Source organism: Pseudomonas nitroreducens TX1 (assembly GCF_000313755.1).
GTDB lineage: Bacteria > Pseudomonadota > Gammaproteobacteria > Pseudomonadales > Pseudomonadaceae > Pseudomonas > Pseudomonas nitroreducens_A.
Genome location: NZ_AMZB01000087.1, coordinates 1 through 15,694 on the forward strand (window position 1 = coordinate 1; position 15,694 = coordinate 15,694).

Sequence of the window (15,694 nt, forward strand, 5' to 3'; positions counted from 1 at the left end):
AGGGGACCGTCTGGCGCGCTTTGGCAGCACCGCACTCGCCGGTTGACTGTTGAGTCCACCTCTATGCGCAGAGCACCCCCTCTCCCTTCAGGGAGAGGGCGGGGGAGAGGGGCGCGAGCACAGCGCAGGACCTCACAGGGGGGGCCAAAAGCGTCGAACTCCTGCTGGTGACTTATCCGATTCCGCGCCCCGCCTACCGCTCGACCGGTCGTCCGGTAAGGCGCGAAAGTCCGCCTAGACTTGTCGATTCCGTCGTCGCCCAGGCGACCAAGCTGCATGCCGGTCATGCCGACCGCGCGTGGATCAGGAGAGCCATCATGTCCAGCCTGCAACGCGTCACCCCCTGTCTGTGGTTCGACGGCAAGGCCGAGGAAGCGGCCGAGTTCTATACCGGGATATTCCCCAACTCGCGGATCGTCCAGACCGCCTATTACCCCGAGGCCGAGAAGGACCGCCATGGCGGTGTGCCCGGCTCGGTGCTGACGGTGGAGTTCGAGCTCGACGGCCAGACCTTCATCGCGCTGAACGGCGGGCCGGCCTTCAACTTCACCGAGGCGCTGTCGCTGCAGGTGATGTGCGACAGCCAGAAGGAAATCGACCACTTCTGGGACAAGCTCGGCGCCGGCGGCCCGGTGGAGGCGCAGATCTGCGGCTGGCTGAAGGATCGCTACGGGGTGTCCTGGCAGATCTGCCCGCGCCACGTCGGCGACATGGTCGCCGACCCGGACAAGGCCAGGGCCAGCCGCACGCTGCAGGCGGTGATGGGCATGAAGAAGCTGGACATGGCCGCTATCGAGCGCGCCCATGCCGGCAACTGAGCGCGCGAACTGAGCGAGGAGGGCGCCCGGCATGTTCAGCCATATCACTGTCGGCACCAACGACCTGCCGCGTGCCATCGAGTTCTACGGCAAGGTGCTGGGCGCGCTGGGGATCGTCCTCAAGGCGCACCGCCACCAACCGGAGCGGGCGATCTTCGCCCATCCGGATAGCGACGTGGCGTTCTGCGTCTACGAGCCCATCGACGGTGCGCCAGCCAGCGTCGGCAATGGCAGCCTGGTGGCTTTCGAGGCGCGCACGCGGCACCAGGTCGACAGCTTCCATGCGCGCGCCGTGCAACTGGGCGGCGTGGACGAAGGACCGCCGGGGCTGCGCCTGAACTACTCGCCGACCTACTACGGCGCCTATGTGCGCGACCTCGACGGCAATAAGCTGTGCTGCGTGTGCCATCTGCCGGAGTAAGGCGCCACGCCAGAAAAATCGAACGCGCAAGCGCAGCGGCTCGTCCAAATCCCTGAGCGTCGCAGCCACCCGGCACGCACCGCCTGCCTGGTTGCGGCCCCACCAAGCGGCGAGGGTGCGCTCGCCGGACCGGGAGGAACTGTGATGGTCACGCACTACAAGGTCAAGGGCCACCTGGCCTGTGGGCACGCCGGCAAGCACCTGGAAGCCACCAGCGAGCTGAACCGGGTGAAGTGCCGCAGCTGCCGTAACACCGAGGTCTACAAGGAAGCCCGCCGCGATGCGCGCAACGCCGCACGTCGCGCCCAGCGCAAGGCCCGTGCCGAAGCAGTGCACAACGACTGGCGCAGCTTCTGGGAGAAGCGCCTCGCCGCTTTACCGGGTAGCCAGCGACTGCCGCGCGGGTTCCAGGACCAGCCGTTCGTTTGAGTCGTGCTTGTGTGAGATGGAAACCGGGAGACAGGGCTGTCAGGGTTAAGGTGAGGAGTGCAGATCGCAGGGCGTATAGCGCGCCAGCGTTATCCGCCGCGAGGTCATTGGCGGGTTAATCCGTTCCGGATTATGCGCCCTACGGTTTCCTATTTTGTGTACCCCAGCCCTTTCCCGCTGGCGGAGCGGCACGCGTAGCTGGGGCAGGGTGAGGGCCGTCGATCTGCAGGACTGAACGCATGCCCGAGCGTTAAGCTCGGGAAAGTCGTGCTAGCATCTGCCCCGGCCCCGAATCCTCCTGCGGCGCTGGCAACCCGTCGGCGCCGCCATCCCTCATAGAAGGACCCACGCAATGGTTCAAGTCACCCTCAAGGGCAACCCGGTTTCCGTCGAAGGCAAGCTGCCGAGCAAAGGCGAGCAGGCTCCGGCCCTGTCGCTGGTTGCCGGCAACCTGTCCGACGTCACCCTCGACACCTACGCCGGCAAGCGCAAGGTGCTGAACATCTTCCCCAGCGTCGACACCCCGACCTGCGCCACCTCCGTGCGCAAGTTCAACGCCGAGGCGAGCAAGCTGGCCAACACCGTGGTGCTGTGCATCTCCGCTGACCTGCCGTTCGCCCAGGCGCGCTTCTGCGGCGCCGAAGGGCTGGAGAACGTGGTGAACCTGTCCACCCTGCGTGGCCGCGAGTTCCTCGCCAACTACGGCGTGGCCATCGCCGACGGCCCGCTGGCCGGCCTGGCCGCCCGCGCAGTCGTGGTGCTGGACGAGCAGAACAAGGTGCTGCACAGCGAGCTGGTGGGCGAGATCGCCGACGAGCCGAACTACGCCGCCGCCATCGCCGCCCTGGCCTGATGGAAGGTGGGGGCCGGTCCGCCAGGATCGGCCCCCATGGCGCGGGAACCTCCCGCGCCATTTCCGGGTCGCAATGCCCCGGTAATTCGTAACTCCCGGTAAATCAAAGGTAAATAGCGGGTAAAGAGACTTTGCCTGCGGCGCGGCTGTGCTTATCGTTCAGCCTCGGTATTCTCGCTTCTTTGCGCCAAGCCCCCCTTTTCAAAAGACAGAGCCCCATGACTGCAAGCAACGGATCGCCCTCGAAACTCCGCAAACTGCGCCCCTGGCTCATCACCGCGCTGCTGTTCGCCGCGGTGGTGGGGCTGATCATGTGGTTGCACTCGACGTCGACCGGTGCGCCGGCGGCCCAGGGCGGGCGCGGCGGGCGACCGGGACCGGGGCAGATGGCCGCGGGGCAGGGCGGCGCTGCGGTGACCGTCAGCGTCGCGCCGGTGGTCAAGGGGGATCTGCCGGTGCACTACCACGCGCTGGGCACGGTGACCGCCTACAACACCGTCAACGTCCGCGCGCGGGTCAGCGGCCAGCTCGTCAAGGTGCCGTTCCAGGAAGGCCAGGAAGTGAAGGTCGGTGACGTCCTCGCGGTAATCGACCCGCGCCCGTTCCAGGCGGCGCTGGACCAGGCCCAGGGAACCCTGCTGCAGAACCAGGCGCAGTTGAAGAACGCACAGATCGACCTGGCCCGCTACAAGGGCCTGTATGCCGAGGACTCCATCGCCAAGCAGACCCTGGACACCCAGGAAGCGCAGGTCCGCCAGTATGAAGGCACCCTGAAGACCAACCAGGGTCAGGTCGCCGACGCCAAGCTCAACCTCGAATTCACCCAGGTGCGCGCGCCCATCTCCGGCCGCGTCGGCCTGCGCCAGGTGGACGTGGGCAACCTGGTCACCTCCGGCGACACCACGCCACTGGTGGTGATCACCCAGGTCAAGCCGATTTCCGTGGTGTTCAGCCTGCCGCAGCAGCAACTGGGCACCATCGCCCGCGAGCTCTACAGCGGCAAGCCGGTGCCGGTGGAGGCGCTGGACCGCAACCAGAACCAGACCCTCGCCACCGGCGTATTGAAGACCCTGGACAACCAGATCGATACCACCACCGGCACCGTCAAGCTCAAGGCCGGTTTCGAGAACGACGACCACCAATTGTTCCCCAACCAGTTCGTCAACGTGCGCCTGCTCGCCGAGACCCTGCCGGGTGTGCTGACCATTCCGGCCAACGCCGTTCAGCGCGGCAACGATGGCACCTACGTCTACCTGGTCGGCGAGGAGAACAAGGCCAAGCGGCAACTGGTCACCCTGGGCACCAGCGAGAGCGAGCGCGTGGTGGTCACCGAGGGTCTGAAGGAGGGCGATCGCGTCGTCGTCGAAGGCACCGATCGCCTGCGCGACGGCACCCGCATGAACATCGCCAGCTCCGACGAGAAGGCCCGTGCGGCTGTCAGCGAGGAGGGCGACAAGTCCACCGCCAAGCCGTTCGGTTCGGACACTCCGGTCCAGGACAGCGGTAAGAGCGAATGAACCCGTCCCGCCTGTTCATCCTGCGGCCGGTCGCCACCACGCTGTTGATGGTGGCGATCCTGCTGGCGGGGATCATCGCCTACCGCTTCCTTCCGATCTCGGCCCTGCCGGAAGTGGACTACCCGACCATCCAGGTGGTGACCCTGTATCCCGGCGCCAGCCCGGACATCATGACTTCCTCGGTGACCGCGCCGCTGGAGAACCAGCTGGGGCAGATTCCTGGCCTCAATGAGATGTCCTCCACCAGCTCCGGCGGGGCCTCGGTGATCACCCTGCAATTCAGCCTGCAAATCAACCTCGACGTGGCCGAGCAGGAAGTCCAGGCGGCGATCAACACCGCGCAGAGCCTGCTGCCCAAGGACCTGCCGAACCAGCCGGTATACAGCAAGGTGAACCCGGCGGACGCGCCGATCCTGACCCTGGCGGTGATGTCCCCGGACATGCCGCTGCCGCAGATCCAGGACCTGGTGGACACGCGCCTTGCGCAGAAGATCTCGCAGATATCCGGCGTCGGCCTGGTCAGCATCAGCGGCGGCCAGCGCCCGGCCGTGCGCATCCGCGCCAACCCCGGTGCTCTCGCGGCTGCCGGCCTGAGCCTGCAGGACCTGCAGACCACCGTCACCAACAACAACCTCAACGGCCCCAAGGGCAGCTTCGACGGCCCGACCCGTTCTTCGACCCTGGACGCCAACGACCAGCTCAAGTCCGCCGACGCCTACCGCGATCTGATCATCGCCTACAAGAACGGCTCGCCGCTGCGCGTGCGTGACGTGGCCAGCGTGGAGGACGACGCCGAAAACGTCCGCCTGGCCGCCTGGGCCAACACCTCGCCGGCCGTGGTGCTGAACATCCAGCGCCAGCCGGGCGCCAACGTCATCGAGGTGGTCGACAGCATCAAGAAGATGCTGCCGCAGTTGCAGGCGACCCTGCCGGGCAGCCTGGAAGTGACGGTGCTCACCGACCGCACCACGACCATCCGCGCTTCGGTGGCGGACGTGCAGTTCGAGCTGTTCCTCGCCGTCTGCCTGGTGGTGATGGTCACCTTCCTGTTCCTGCGCAACATCTCCGCCACGCTGATCCCCAGTTTCGCCGTACCGCTGTCGTTGATCGGCACCTTCGGCGTGATGTACCTGTCCGGTTTCTCGATCAACAACCTGACGCTGATGGCGCTGACCATCGCCACCGGCTTCGTGGTGGACGACGCCATCGTCATGGTGGAGAACATCGCGCGCTACCTGGAGCAGGGCGACGAGCCGCTGGAGGCCGCGCTCAAGGGCTCGAAACAGATCGGCTTCACCATCATCTCGCTGACCTTCTCGCTGATCGCCGTACTGATCCCGCTGTTGTTCATGGGCGACGTCGCGGGGCGGTTGTTCCGCGAATTCGCCATCACCCTGGCGGTGGCGATCCTCATCTCCGGCTTCGTTTCCCTGACCCTGACACCGATGCTCAGCGCCAAGCTGCTGCGCCATGTCGAACCGGAGAAGGAAGGGCGCTTCGCCCGCGCCGCCGGGCGCTTCATCGACAACATGATCGAGCGCTACGCCGCCGCCCTGCGCGTGGTCCTGCGTCACCAGCCGCTGACCCTGCTGGTGGCCATCGCCACCGTGGTGCTCACCGCGCTGCTGTACATCTTCATGCCCAAGGGCTTCTTCCCGGTGCAGGACACCGGGGTGATACAGGGTATCGCCGAGGCGCCCCAGTCGATTTCCTTCCAGGCCATGGCGAGCCGCCAGCAGGACCTGGCGCAGATCGTGCTGAAGGACCCCGCGGTGGAAAGCCTGTCCTCGTTCATCGGCGTGGACGGCACCAACGCCACGCTCAACACCGGGCGCCTGTTGATCAACCTCAAGCCCCATGCCGAGCGCGACGTGACCGCCAGCGAGGTGATCCAGCGCCTGCAACCGGAGCTGGACCGGATCGCCGGCATCAAGCTGTACATGCAGCCGGTGCAGGACCTCACCATCGAAGACCGCATCGCCCGTACCCAGTACCAGTTCACCCTGCAGGATGCCGACCCGGACGTCCTCGCCGACTGGGTGCCGCGCCTGGTGGACCGCCTGCAGCAGTTGCCGGAGCTGGCCGACGTGGCCACCGACTGGCAGGACAAGGGGCTGCAGGCCTATATCAACATCGACCGCGACACCGCCTCGCGCCTGGGCGTGAGCCTGTCGAACATCGACAGCGTGCTGTACAACGCCTTCGGCCAGCGGCTGATTTCCACCATCTTCACCCAGGCCACGCAGTACCGCGTGGTGCTGGAGGTGGCGCCGGAGTTCCAGATCGGCCCACAGTCGCTGGAGAACCTCTACGTACCCGCCAGCGACGGCACCCAGGTGCGCCTGTCGAGCCTGGCCAAGGTGGAGGAGCGTCATACCCTGCTGGCGGTCAACCACATTGCCCAGTTCCCGGCCGCGACCATCTCCTTCAACCTGGCCAAGGGCGTCGCCCTCGGCGAGGCGGTGCAGGCGATCCGCGACGTCGAGGCTCAGATGGACATGCCGGTCAGCCTGCAGGGCAGCTTCCGCGGTGCGGCGCAGGCCTTCGAGGCCTCGCTGTCCAACACCCTGCTGCTGGTGCTGGCTTCCATCGTCACCATGTACATCGTGCTGGGCATCCTGTACGAGAGCTTCATACACCCGGTGACCATCCTGTCCACGCTGCCCTCGGCTGGGGTGGGCGCGCTGCTGGCGCTGATGCTCTCGGGGCAGGACATCGGCATCGTGGCGATCATCGGCATCATCCTCTTGATCGGCATCGTCAAGAAGAACGCGATCATGATGATCGACTTCGCCCTGGACGCCGAACGCAACGAGGGCAAGCCGCCCCATGAGGCGATCTACCAGGCGTGCCTGCTGCGCTTCCGGCCGATCCTGATGACCACCATGGCCGCGCTGCTGGGCGCGCTGCCGCTGATGCTCGCCGGCGGCGCCGGCGCCGAACTGCGCCAGCCGCTGGGCGTCACCATGGTCGGCGGCCTGCTGGTCAGCCAGTTGCTCACCCTGTTCACCACGCCGGTGATCTACCTGTACTTCGATCGTCTCGCCACGCGCTGGGCCAACTGGCGGCAGCGCCATGGCCTGGACGTGAACAGCATCGACCCGGCGGAGCGCGGCTGATGGGCGGCCTGTCGCGCCTGTTCATCCTGCGCCCGGTCGCCACCTGCCTGCTGACCCTGGCGCTGATGCTGGCCGGTGCGTTGTCCTTCAGCCTGCTGCCGGTGGCGCCGCTGCCCAACGTCGATTTCCCGACCATCCTGGTGCAGGCCTCGCTGCCCGGCGCCAGCCCGGAGACCATGGCGTCCACGGTGGCGACGCCGCTGGAGCGCTCGCTGGGGCGCATCGCCGGGGTCACCGACATGACCTCCAGCAGCTCCCTGGGCAACACCACCATCATCATCCAGTTCGACCTGTCCAAGGACATCGACGGCGCCGCGCGCGAGGTGCAGTCGGCGATCAACGCGGCCATGAGCCTGCTGCCCTCGGGCATGCCGAACAACCCGACGTACCGCAAGGCGAACCCGTCGGACATGCCGATCATGATCCTCACCCTGACCTCGGATACCTACACCCGCGGGCAGATGTACGACCTGGCCTCGACCATCGTCTCGCCCAAGCTGGCGCAGGTGAAGGGCGTGGGGCAGGTGAGCATCGGCGGCTCCTCGCTGCCGGCGGTGCGCGTCGACGTCAATCCGGACCAGCTCAGCCAGTACGGCATCTCCCTGGACACCGTGCGCAACGCCATCAACAACACCAACGCCGACGGCCCCAAGGGCTCGCTGGAGCTCGGTGAACGGCACTGGCAGGTGGACTCCAACGACCAACTGCGCAAGGCCAGCGAGTACGCGCCGCTGATCGTCCACTACAACGCCGAGACCGGCGCCGCGGTGCGCCTGAAGGACGTCGCCACGGTCACCGATTCGGTGGAAGACGTGCGCAACGCCGGCTTCTCCGACGACCTGCCGGCGGTGCTGCTGATCATCACCCGACAGCCGGGCGCCAACATCATCGAGGCCACCGATGCCATCCACGAGCAGTTGCCGATCATCCAGGACGTGCTCGGCCCGCAGGTGAAACTGTCGGTGATGGACGACCGCAGCCCGTCGATCCGCTCCTCGCTGGAAGAGGCCGAGCTGACGCTGATCATCTCCGTGGTGCTGGTGATCCTGGTGGTCTATGTGTTCCTGCGCAACGGCCGCGCCACGCTGATCCCCAGCCTCGCGGTGCCGGTGTCGCTGGTGGGCACCTTCGCCGTCATGTACCTGTGCGGCTTCTCGCTGAACAACCTGTCGCTGATGGCGCTGATCATTGCCACCGGCTTCGTGGTGGACGACGCCATCGTCGTGGTGGAGAACATCGCCCGGCGCATCGAGGAGGGCGACCCGCCGATCCAGGCTGCCATTCGCGGTGCCAGAGAGGTGAGTTTCACCGTACTGTCGATGACCCTGTCGCTGGTGGCGGTGTTCATCCCGCTGCTGCTCATGGGCGGCATCACCGGGCGGCTGTTCCGCGAATTCTCGGTGACCCTGGCGGCGGCCATCCTGGTGTCGCTGGTGGTGTCCCTGACACTGACGCCGATGCTCTGCGCGCGCCTGCTCAAGCCGGTCGAACGGGGGCCGAAGAAGGCCTCGGTGGAGCGCCAGAGCAACCGCTATTTCGTCGCCTTCATGCAGCGCTACCGCGCCAGCCTGAGCTGGGCGCTGGAGCACTCGCGGCTGATGGTGGTGATCATGCTCGGCTGCATTGCGCTGAACCTGTACCTGTTCGTGGTGGTGCCCAAGGGCTTCCTGCCGCAGCAGGACTCCGGACGCCTGCGCGGCTTTGCGGTGGCCGACCAGAGCATCTCGTTCCAGGCGCTGGACAAGAAGATGGCCGAGTTTCGTCGGATACTCTCCGAGGACCCGGGCGTGGAGAACGTGGTGGGCTTCGTCGGCGGCGGCAAGTGGCAGTCGAGCAACACCGGCTCGTTCTTCGTCACCCTCAAGGACATCACCGAGCGCGACTCGGCAGAAGCCATCGTCAACCGCCTGCGCAAGAAGCTGGCGGAAGTCCCCGGCGCCAACCTGTTCCTGGTCGCCGGCCAGGACGTGCGCATCGGTGGCCGCCAGGGCAACGCCCAGTACGACTTCACCCTGCGCAGCGACGACCTCACCCTGCTGCGCGAGTGGGCGCCCAAGGTGGAGGCGGCGATGAACAAGGTGCCGCAGATCGTCGACGTGAACAGCGATGCCCAGGACAAGGGCGTGCAGAGCCGCCTGGTGATCGACCGCGACCGTGCGGCGAGCCTGGGGGTGAACGTCGCCGAGGTGGACGCTGTGCTGAACAACTCTTACGGCCAGCGCCAGGTCTCGACCATCTTCAACCCGCTGAACCAGTACCACGTGGTGATGGAAGTCGCCCAGCCGTACCAGGAAACGCCCGAGGAGCTGCGCCAGGTCTACGTGATCAACAGCGAAGGCCAGCGCATCCCGCTCTCCGCCTTCACCCACATCGAGCCGAGCCGCGCGCCGCTGGAGGTCAACCACCAGGGCCAGTTCGCCGCCACCACCTTCTCCTTCAACCTGGCGCAGGGCGCGCAGATCGGCCCGGCCCGCGACGCCATCCTGGCGGCGGTGGAGCCCCTCCACCTGCCGATGGAAATCCAGGCCACCTTCGAGGGCAACGCCGGCGCGGTGCAGGATACGCAGAACGACATGCCATGGCTGATCCTGCTGGCGCTGGTGTCGGTCTACATCGTGCTGGGCATTCTCTACGAGAGCTACGTGCACCCGCTGACCATTCTCTCCACGCTGCCTTCGGCGGGCGTCGGCGCGCTGCTCACGCTGATGCTGTTCCGCACCGAGTTGTCGTTGATCGCGCTGATCGGGGTGATCCTGCTGATCGGCATCGTGAAGAAGAACGCCATCATGATGATCGACTTCGCCCTGGACGCCGAACGTACCCAGGGCCTGTCACCCAAGGAGGCGATCCTGGAGGCGGCGATGAAGCGCTTCCGGCCGATCATGATGACCACCCTGGCTGCCATTCTCGGCGCCTTGCCGCTGATCTTCGGCATCGGCGGCGACGCCGCACTGCGCCGCCCGCTGGGCATGACCATCGTCGGCGGCCTGATCGGCAGCCAGTTGCTGACCCTGTACACCACCCCCGTCGTCTACCTCTACCTCGACCGCCTGCGCCATTGGGTCAACAAGAAACGCGGCGTGCGCACCGACGGCGCCCTGGAGACACCCGTATGATCCGTTCCCGTTCCCTGCTCACTCCGCTGGCCCTGGCCCTGGCGCTGGCCGTGGCCCTGGCCGGTTGCGCCATCGGCCCGGACTATCAGCGCCCTGAGTTGACGGTGCCGGCCAGCTTCAAGGAGGGCGAGGGCTGGCAACTGGCCAAGCCGCAGGACGGTTTCAACCACGGCGCCTGGTGGGAGCTGTACGGCGACGCCACGCTGAACGACCTGCAGACCCGCCTGGTCGCCGCCAACCAGACCCTGGCGCAATCGCTGGCGTCCTACCGCCAGGCCCAGGCGCTGGCCAAGGGCGCGCGCTCATCGTTCTTCCCGACCATCAGCGCCGACGTCGGCAAGACGCGCTCCGGGCAAGGCACCGGCAGCGGCGGCAGCGTGCGCCTGCCCGACGGCTCCACCGTCAGCAGCGGTGGCGGCAGCAGTTCGATCAGCAACAGCTACTCGGCGAGCCTGGGCGTGAGCTGGGAGCTGGACCTGTGGGGCAAGCTGCGTCGCCAGCTGGAAGCCGACAACGCGAGCATGGACGCCAGTGCGGCGGACCTCGCCAACTCGCGGCTTTCCCTGCAATCGCAGCTGGCCCAGAACTACCTGCAACTGCGCGTGATGGACCAGCAGATCAAGCTGCTCAATGACACGGTCACCGCCTACCAGCGTTCGCTCAAGCTCACCGAGAACCAGTACAACGCCGGCATCGTCACCAAGGCCGACGTCGCCCAGGCGCGCACCCAGCTGAAAAGCACCGAAGCCCAGGCGATTGACCTCAAGTACCAGCGTGCGCAGCTGGAACACGCCATCGCGGTGCTGGTCGGGGTGCCGCCGGCGCAGTTCTCCCTGGCCGCCGTGGACGGCGTGCCGAGCCTGCCGAATGTACCGGCGCTGCTGCCGTCGGAGCTGCTGCAACGTCGCCCGGACGTGGCCTCCGCCGAGCGTCAGGTGATCTCCGCCAACGCCAAGATCGGCGTGGCCAAGGCCGCCTGGTTCCCCGACCTGACGCTCACCGCCGCCGGCGGCTATCGCAGCGGCAGCTTCCAGAACTGGATCGAAACGCCCAACCGCTACTGGTCCATCGGCCCGCAGTTCGCCATGACCCTGTTCGACGGCGGGCTGATCGCCTCCCAGGTCGAGCAGGCCGAGGCGAGCTACGACCAGACCGTGGCGACCTACCGGCAGACCGTGCTGGACAGCTTCCGCGAGGTCGAGGACTACATGGTCCAGCTCAAGGTGCTGGAAGAAGAGAGCGGCGTGCAGCAGCAAGCGCTGGACTCCGCCCGCGAGGCGCTGCGCCTGACCACCAACCAGTACAAGGCCGGCACCATCGACTACAGCGACGTGGTCACTACCCAGACCAGCGCGCTATCCAACGAGCGCACATTGCTGACCCTCACCGGCAGTCGTTTGACTGCCAGCGTGCAGCTGATCGCCGCGCTGGGCGGCGGTTGGGATGCGGCGAAGATTGCCGAGGAAGGGCAGGCGACGCGGGACTGAGCCGCGTCAGTCGTCGACCAGGGCACTGAGGGGAATGCGGAAGCGGTTTTCCCCATCCAGCGATTTGATGCCGCGCGGCTGTGCGGTGCTGACCAGCGCCGTGCCGTCGACGCGGTCGACCACTTCGCAATCGATGCGGCCAACGGCCGGAAGGCGGTCGTCGTGGCTGCCGGTACGCAGCATTGCGCGGGGCTTGAGGAAGCGCCAGTCGCGCCCGCCGGCATCGACCAGGCGGCATTCAGCCCAGCCAGGGAAACACTCCTCCGTGTAGCGCACTATCTCGACCAGCAGGCTGGGCATCGTTGGGATTCATCCGGTGGCGGAAAGTCAGCCGTTGAAGCGGCGGGCAGTGGTGAAGCTACGTTCCCAGTAGTTGTTGTTCAGCGAATCCATGCGGATACGTTCGCCGGAACTGGGTGCGTGAATGAACTGGTTGTTGCCGATATACAGCCCGACATGGCTGACGGCGCCACGCCCGTTGTGGTTGAAGAACACCGCATCGCCGGGCTTGAGGTCGCTGCGGCCAACACGTTTGCTTCCGCTCACGATCATCTCGCTGGTGGTGCGCGGCAACTTCAGGCCCGCTTCGGTGCTGAACAGGTAGACCAGCAACCCGCTGCAGTCGAAGCCGTTGGCGACCGTGATGCCGCCATGCCGGTAGGGCACGCCGATCAGCTGTCGGGCACGCGCCACGATGCGCGAATTGCTGGTGACCGGTGCCTTGTGCACGCGCGATGGCAGCGGGCGCTTCAGCTCCCGGTGCAGGCGGACATTGTTGCGGTTGACCACCTTCGCATGGCTGGCACGGGACAGGCTGGAGGTCGCCTTGTGCGGCGCCGTGCGCTTTGTCTCGCGGGCTTCTGTGTGAGTAACGGTCAGGGTGAGCAACAAGGTGGTGCCCAGGAGGGTGAGGAAACGCATTTCGGGTACATCGTGTGACTAGGTAGCGGAACGGGGCGCTATCTTAGAAATCTCCTGTGTTGCGTTAACGTGGGCAAACTGCAAAGCCGTGTAGGCATTTTCCGATGAGTGCCTCGAGAGGTGACCCGCGTTCGCTGGCTAGCCGGGTCTTCCGGTGAAGCGTCGGGCGGTCGTATAGCTGCGCTGCCAGTAGCGGTTGTCCAGCGAGTCGATGCGGATGGTCTTGCCGGTGCGTGGGGCGTGGATGAAACGGCCACCACCGATGTACAGGCCCACGTGGCTGGCACGCCCCGTGCCGTCATGATTGAAGAACACCGCATCGCCCGGCTGCAGCTCATCCTGATCCACGGCATTGCGCTTTTGCGCGATCATCGAGGTGGTGGTGCGCGGAAGCTTGCGGTTCGCGATGGTCCTGTAGAGGTAGACGATCAGGCCACTGCAATCGAAGCCGGACTCTTCGCTTTCACCGCCCCAACGGTAGGGCGTACCGATCAGTTCATGGGCGCGCTCGATAATGCGTGAGGTGACTCGCGGGCTCAGGGTCCCCTTTGCCTGTGGGTAGGGGCCCAGGAGCGATTCCCGGGAGAGGCTCGATACCTCCAGGTTCCGTCGCGCGCGTCGGACCTGTGCGCGCTGTTCGATACCGCGTGCGGAGAAGCCCGCAGCCTCGTAGGTCCGGTCGATGGCGGCGTTGTCGTAGCGACGCCAACCGGGTGTGTCGTAGTCATCGGCCAGGGCGAACGGCGCACCCAGGATGCAGAAGAGATAAAGCGTCAGCCAGCGGAGAGGGCGCACGTCGGGTCACCTCGAGGTGAACGGTGGGGACGGGCGCCATCCTAGAAATGGCTAGTGCAAGTCTATGTAGGAAATTTCCAATGTATTTGAAGGTGAAATCCAGGGTGGATAATCGGTCGCCACTCAGCGTGCGAACAACTGGCCGATGTCCTTGAAAGCCTTGAATTCCAGGGCATTGCCGCAGGGGTCGAAGAGGAACAACGTGGCCTGTTCGCCCACCTGGCCCTGGAAGCGCACATGGGGTTCGATGACGAACTGCGTGCCGCGCTCGCGCAGCCTTTGCGCCAGGCGCTCCCAGTCTTCCCAGGGCAGCACCACGCCGAAGTGCGGTACCGGCACGTCATGGCCATCGACGGCGTTGGTATGCGCCGCCTCCTGGCTCGCGGTGCGCGGATGCTCATGGATCACCAACTGGTGGCCGAAGAAATCGAAGTCCACCCACTGGTCGCTGCTGCGACCTTCGGCAAGGCCGAACACCTCGTTGTAGAAGCGCCGCGCCAGGGCGAGGTCGTAAACGGGAATGGCCAGGTGGAAGGGCGATAGCGCCATGGACGTGCTCCCTGTCAGGTTCAGGCCGTTACGGCCAGCAGGCGGGTGATGGTGGCCTTGGCCGCGTTCATCTGGCCATCGCGGGCGAGGCGGGTGAATTCCAGCAGGGCATGCTCGTGCTCGGCGAGGTCATCGAGGATGTCGCGGTCATCGTCGTCGCCCTGGTCGGCCAGCTTGTCGTAGCGTTGTACATAGGGTTCCACCAGCACTTCGAGCTTCTCCAGGGTCTGTGGCCAGTCGAGCCCGTGCCAGTCGGCGGCGCGCTGGCGGCCCTGGGCGGCGGCGTGCGCGGTGTCGCCCAGCGGTAGCCCATGGCGCTGCAGCAGCCGCGCCATGCGCAGGCCGGTCTGGCGCTCCAGTCTTGCCAGCAGGAGCATCGAGGACGCCCCCTCCGGCAGTTGCTCGGCCAGGCCGAGGAAGAAGTTTTCACCGCGGACTTCGCCCAGGTAGGCGGCCTGCAGTTCACTGGCTTGTCGGTGCATGCGTCGGTCCCCCTTTGCTGAATGGGGACCAGCCTAGACGATGTGCGCCGGGCATCGAACCCGGCATGTCGTGTCTGGGCCAGAACGGGTCGCTCAGCGTTCGAAGCCGTATTCGCGCTCGACCCGGCTGATGCGCACGCGGAAGGCGCTGTACCAGTCGCGGCGGCCAGCCCGCTGGGCCATGCGGTGTTCGGCCTGTTGCTTCCACTGGCGGATCGCGGCTTCATCGCGCCAATACGATACGGTGATGCCCAGGCCATCGGCACCGCGAGCCGATTCGACGCCCAGGAAGCCGTCCTGCTGTGCGGCCAGCTCCAGCATGCGTTCGGCAGTGGCGCCGTAGCCTTCGTCCTGTTCGCTGCGGTAGGAGGTGAAGGTCACGGCGAAATAAGGCGGTTGCGGTGTACTGGCGATCATGCGGGGCTCCCGGTACGGCTGAACTGGTGACGGAATGCGGCGGACAGGAGCGCTTCGGCCAGCGGCACGGCGATACCGGCCAGGGCCTTGCGTTCGGGCTGGAACAAGGTGGCGACGAAGAACGGATGGTCGATGGCTTCCAACGCGCGAATGCTGCCGTCCTCGCCATGAGCGCAGGCCCGCAGCGATCCGCCGAACAGTGCGTCCTGGAATGCAGGGTTCACCCCGTAGCTGCAGCGATAGCCTTCGCGGATTTCCGGCAGGCCGTAAATCGCCGCCAGATGCGAGCCGGGGTCCAGACGGATGTTCTCGCTGACTTCCACCAGCGGACAGGGCAGTGCCTGTACTACGGGGCGCGCGGTTTCCGGGTCCATCTCGGCATGGGCCGCGTCGCTCCAGCCAAGGACATTGCGGGCGCGCTCCAGCAAGGCATGCTGGAAGCCGCCGCAGGTGCCAAGGAAGGGCACCCCGTTCTCGCGGGCGAAGGTGATGGCCCGCAGGGCGCCTTCAGTGTTCAGGTAAGGGCTGCCGGGGATGCACCAGAAAGCGGAATAGGGCTCGAGCTCCAGGCCCTGGGCAAGGCGCGGGGTATCGAGCCAGTCCACGCGCAGGGTGCCCGAATGCGGCAGCAACGATTGCTGCAAGGCCAGGGGAATCGCCCAGTGGGCGGTGACGCGGCTGTCGCGGTCGCCGATCAGGCCTATGCGCAGTGCTTTACGACGTTTTCCCATCCTGTGTTCCCCCGGCGTCGTGGCCCCATTGGCGGGCCC

The 15,694-nt window shown here is 66.3% G+C and carries 15 protein-coding genes; 8 read left to right on the top strand and 7 right to left on the bottom strand.

Translation table 11 applies throughout. The features are described from left to right. Positions 1-317: 317 nt before the first annotated feature. From C167_RS0106475 to C167_RS0106510, 8 genes are all read left to right on the top strand, one after another. Positions 318-818 (top strand): VOC family protein, encoded by a 501-nt coding sequence (locus C167_RS0106475; RefSeq protein ID WP_017517449.1) that lies wholly within the window; start codon positions 318-320, stop codon positions 816-818. Between the two features lie 31 nt (positions 819-849). Next, positions 850-1,239, top strand: coding sequence for a VOC family protein (locus C167_RS0106480; protein ID WP_017517450.1), 390 nt, complete (start codon positions 850-852; stop codon positions 1,237-1,239). A gap of 144 nt (positions 1,240-1,383) precedes the next feature. Beyond that, positions 1,384-1,668 carry a hypothetical protein gene (locus tag C167_RS0106485; RefSeq protein WP_017517451.1) on the top strand — a complete coding sequence of 95 codons (285 nt, stop codon included), beginning with the start codon at positions 1,384-1,386 and terminating at the stop codon, positions 1,666-1,668. Between the two features lie 352 nt (positions 1,669-2,020). After that, a complete protein-coding gene (gene tpx / locus C167_RS0106490; protein WP_017517452.1) occupies positions 2,021-2,521 on the top strand; it encodes a thiol peroxidase in 501 nt (166 codons plus the stop codon). 218 nt (positions 2,522-2,739) lie between these two features. Then, complete coding sequence (locus C167_RS0106495; protein WP_017517453.1) at positions 2,740-4,038, top strand: MdtA/MuxA family multidrug efflux RND transporter periplasmic adaptor subunit; 1,299 nt, start codon at positions 2,740-2,742, stop codon at positions 4,036-4,038. Continuing rightward, the gene (locus tag C167_RS0106500; RefSeq protein WP_017517454.1) at positions 4,035-7,157 is read left to right on the top strand and encodes an MdtB/MuxB family multidrug efflux RND transporter permease subunit; all 3,123 of its coding nucleotides are present in this window, start codon (positions 4,035-4,037) and stop codon (positions 7,155-7,157) included. Before C167_RS0106495 ends, C167_RS0106500 begins: the two co-directional genes overlap by 4 nt. Beyond that, positions 7,157-10,273: a multidrug efflux RND transporter permease subunit gene (locus C167_RS0106505; RefSeq protein WP_017517455.1), complete on the top strand. Its 3,117-nt coding sequence runs from the start codon at positions 7,157-7,159 to the stop codon at positions 10,271-10,273. Before C167_RS0106500 ends, C167_RS0106505 begins: the two co-directional genes overlap by 1 nt. Further along, on the top strand, positions 10,270-11,760 hold the full coding sequence (locus tag C167_RS0106510) for an efflux transporter outer membrane subunit (RefSeq protein ID WP_017517456.1): 1,491 nt from the start codon (positions 10,270-10,272) through the stop codon (positions 11,758-11,760). Before C167_RS0106505 ends, C167_RS0106510 begins: the two co-directional genes overlap by 4 nt. A gap of 6 nt (positions 11,761-11,766) precedes the next feature. On the opposite strand, the gene C167_RS0106515 is transcribed toward C167_RS0106510, so the two are convergent. From C167_RS0106515 to C167_RS0106545, 7 genes are all read right to left on the bottom strand, one after another. Next, on the bottom strand, positions 11,767-12,060 hold the full coding sequence (locus tag C167_RS0106515; protein WP_017517457.1) for a hypothetical protein: 294 nt from the start codon (positions 12,058-12,060) through the stop codon (positions 11,767-11,769). 27 nt (positions 12,061-12,087) lie between these two features. Continuing rightward, positions 12,088-12,681, bottom strand: coding sequence for a C40 family peptidase (locus C167_RS33225; RefSeq protein ID WP_017517458.1), 594 nt, complete (start codon positions 12,679-12,681; stop codon positions 12,088-12,090). A gap of 138 nt (positions 12,682-12,819) precedes the next feature. Beyond that, positions 12,820-13,476 (bottom strand): C40 family peptidase, encoded by a 657-nt coding sequence (locus C167_RS35045; protein WP_017517459.1) that lies wholly within the window; start codon positions 13,474-13,476, stop codon positions 12,820-12,822. A gap of 123 nt (positions 13,477-13,599) precedes the next feature. After that, on the bottom strand, positions 13,600-14,025 hold the full coding sequence (locus tag C167_RS0106530; protein WP_017517460.1) for a VOC family protein: 426 nt from the start codon (positions 14,023-14,025) through the stop codon (positions 13,600-13,602). A gap of 20 nt (positions 14,026-14,045) precedes the next feature. Next, positions 14,046-14,507 carry a hypothetical protein gene (locus C167_RS0106535; RefSeq protein ID WP_017517461.1) on the bottom strand — a complete coding sequence of 154 codons (462 nt, stop codon included), beginning with the start codon at positions 14,505-14,507 and terminating at the stop codon, positions 14,046-14,048. 93 nt (positions 14,508-14,600) lie between these two features. Next, a complete protein-coding gene (locus C167_RS0106540; protein ID WP_017517462.1) occupies positions 14,601-14,924 on the bottom strand; it encodes an antibiotic biosynthesis monooxygenase family protein in 324 nt (107 codons plus the stop codon). Continuing rightward, entirely contained in the window at positions 14,921-15,655 is a 735-nt protein-coding gene (locus C167_RS0106545; protein ID WP_017517463.1) for a glutamine amidotransferase-related protein, read from the bottom strand. Before C167_RS0106545 ends, C167_RS0106540 begins: the two co-directional genes overlap by 4 nt. Positions 15,656-15,694 lie beyond the last annotated feature (39 nt).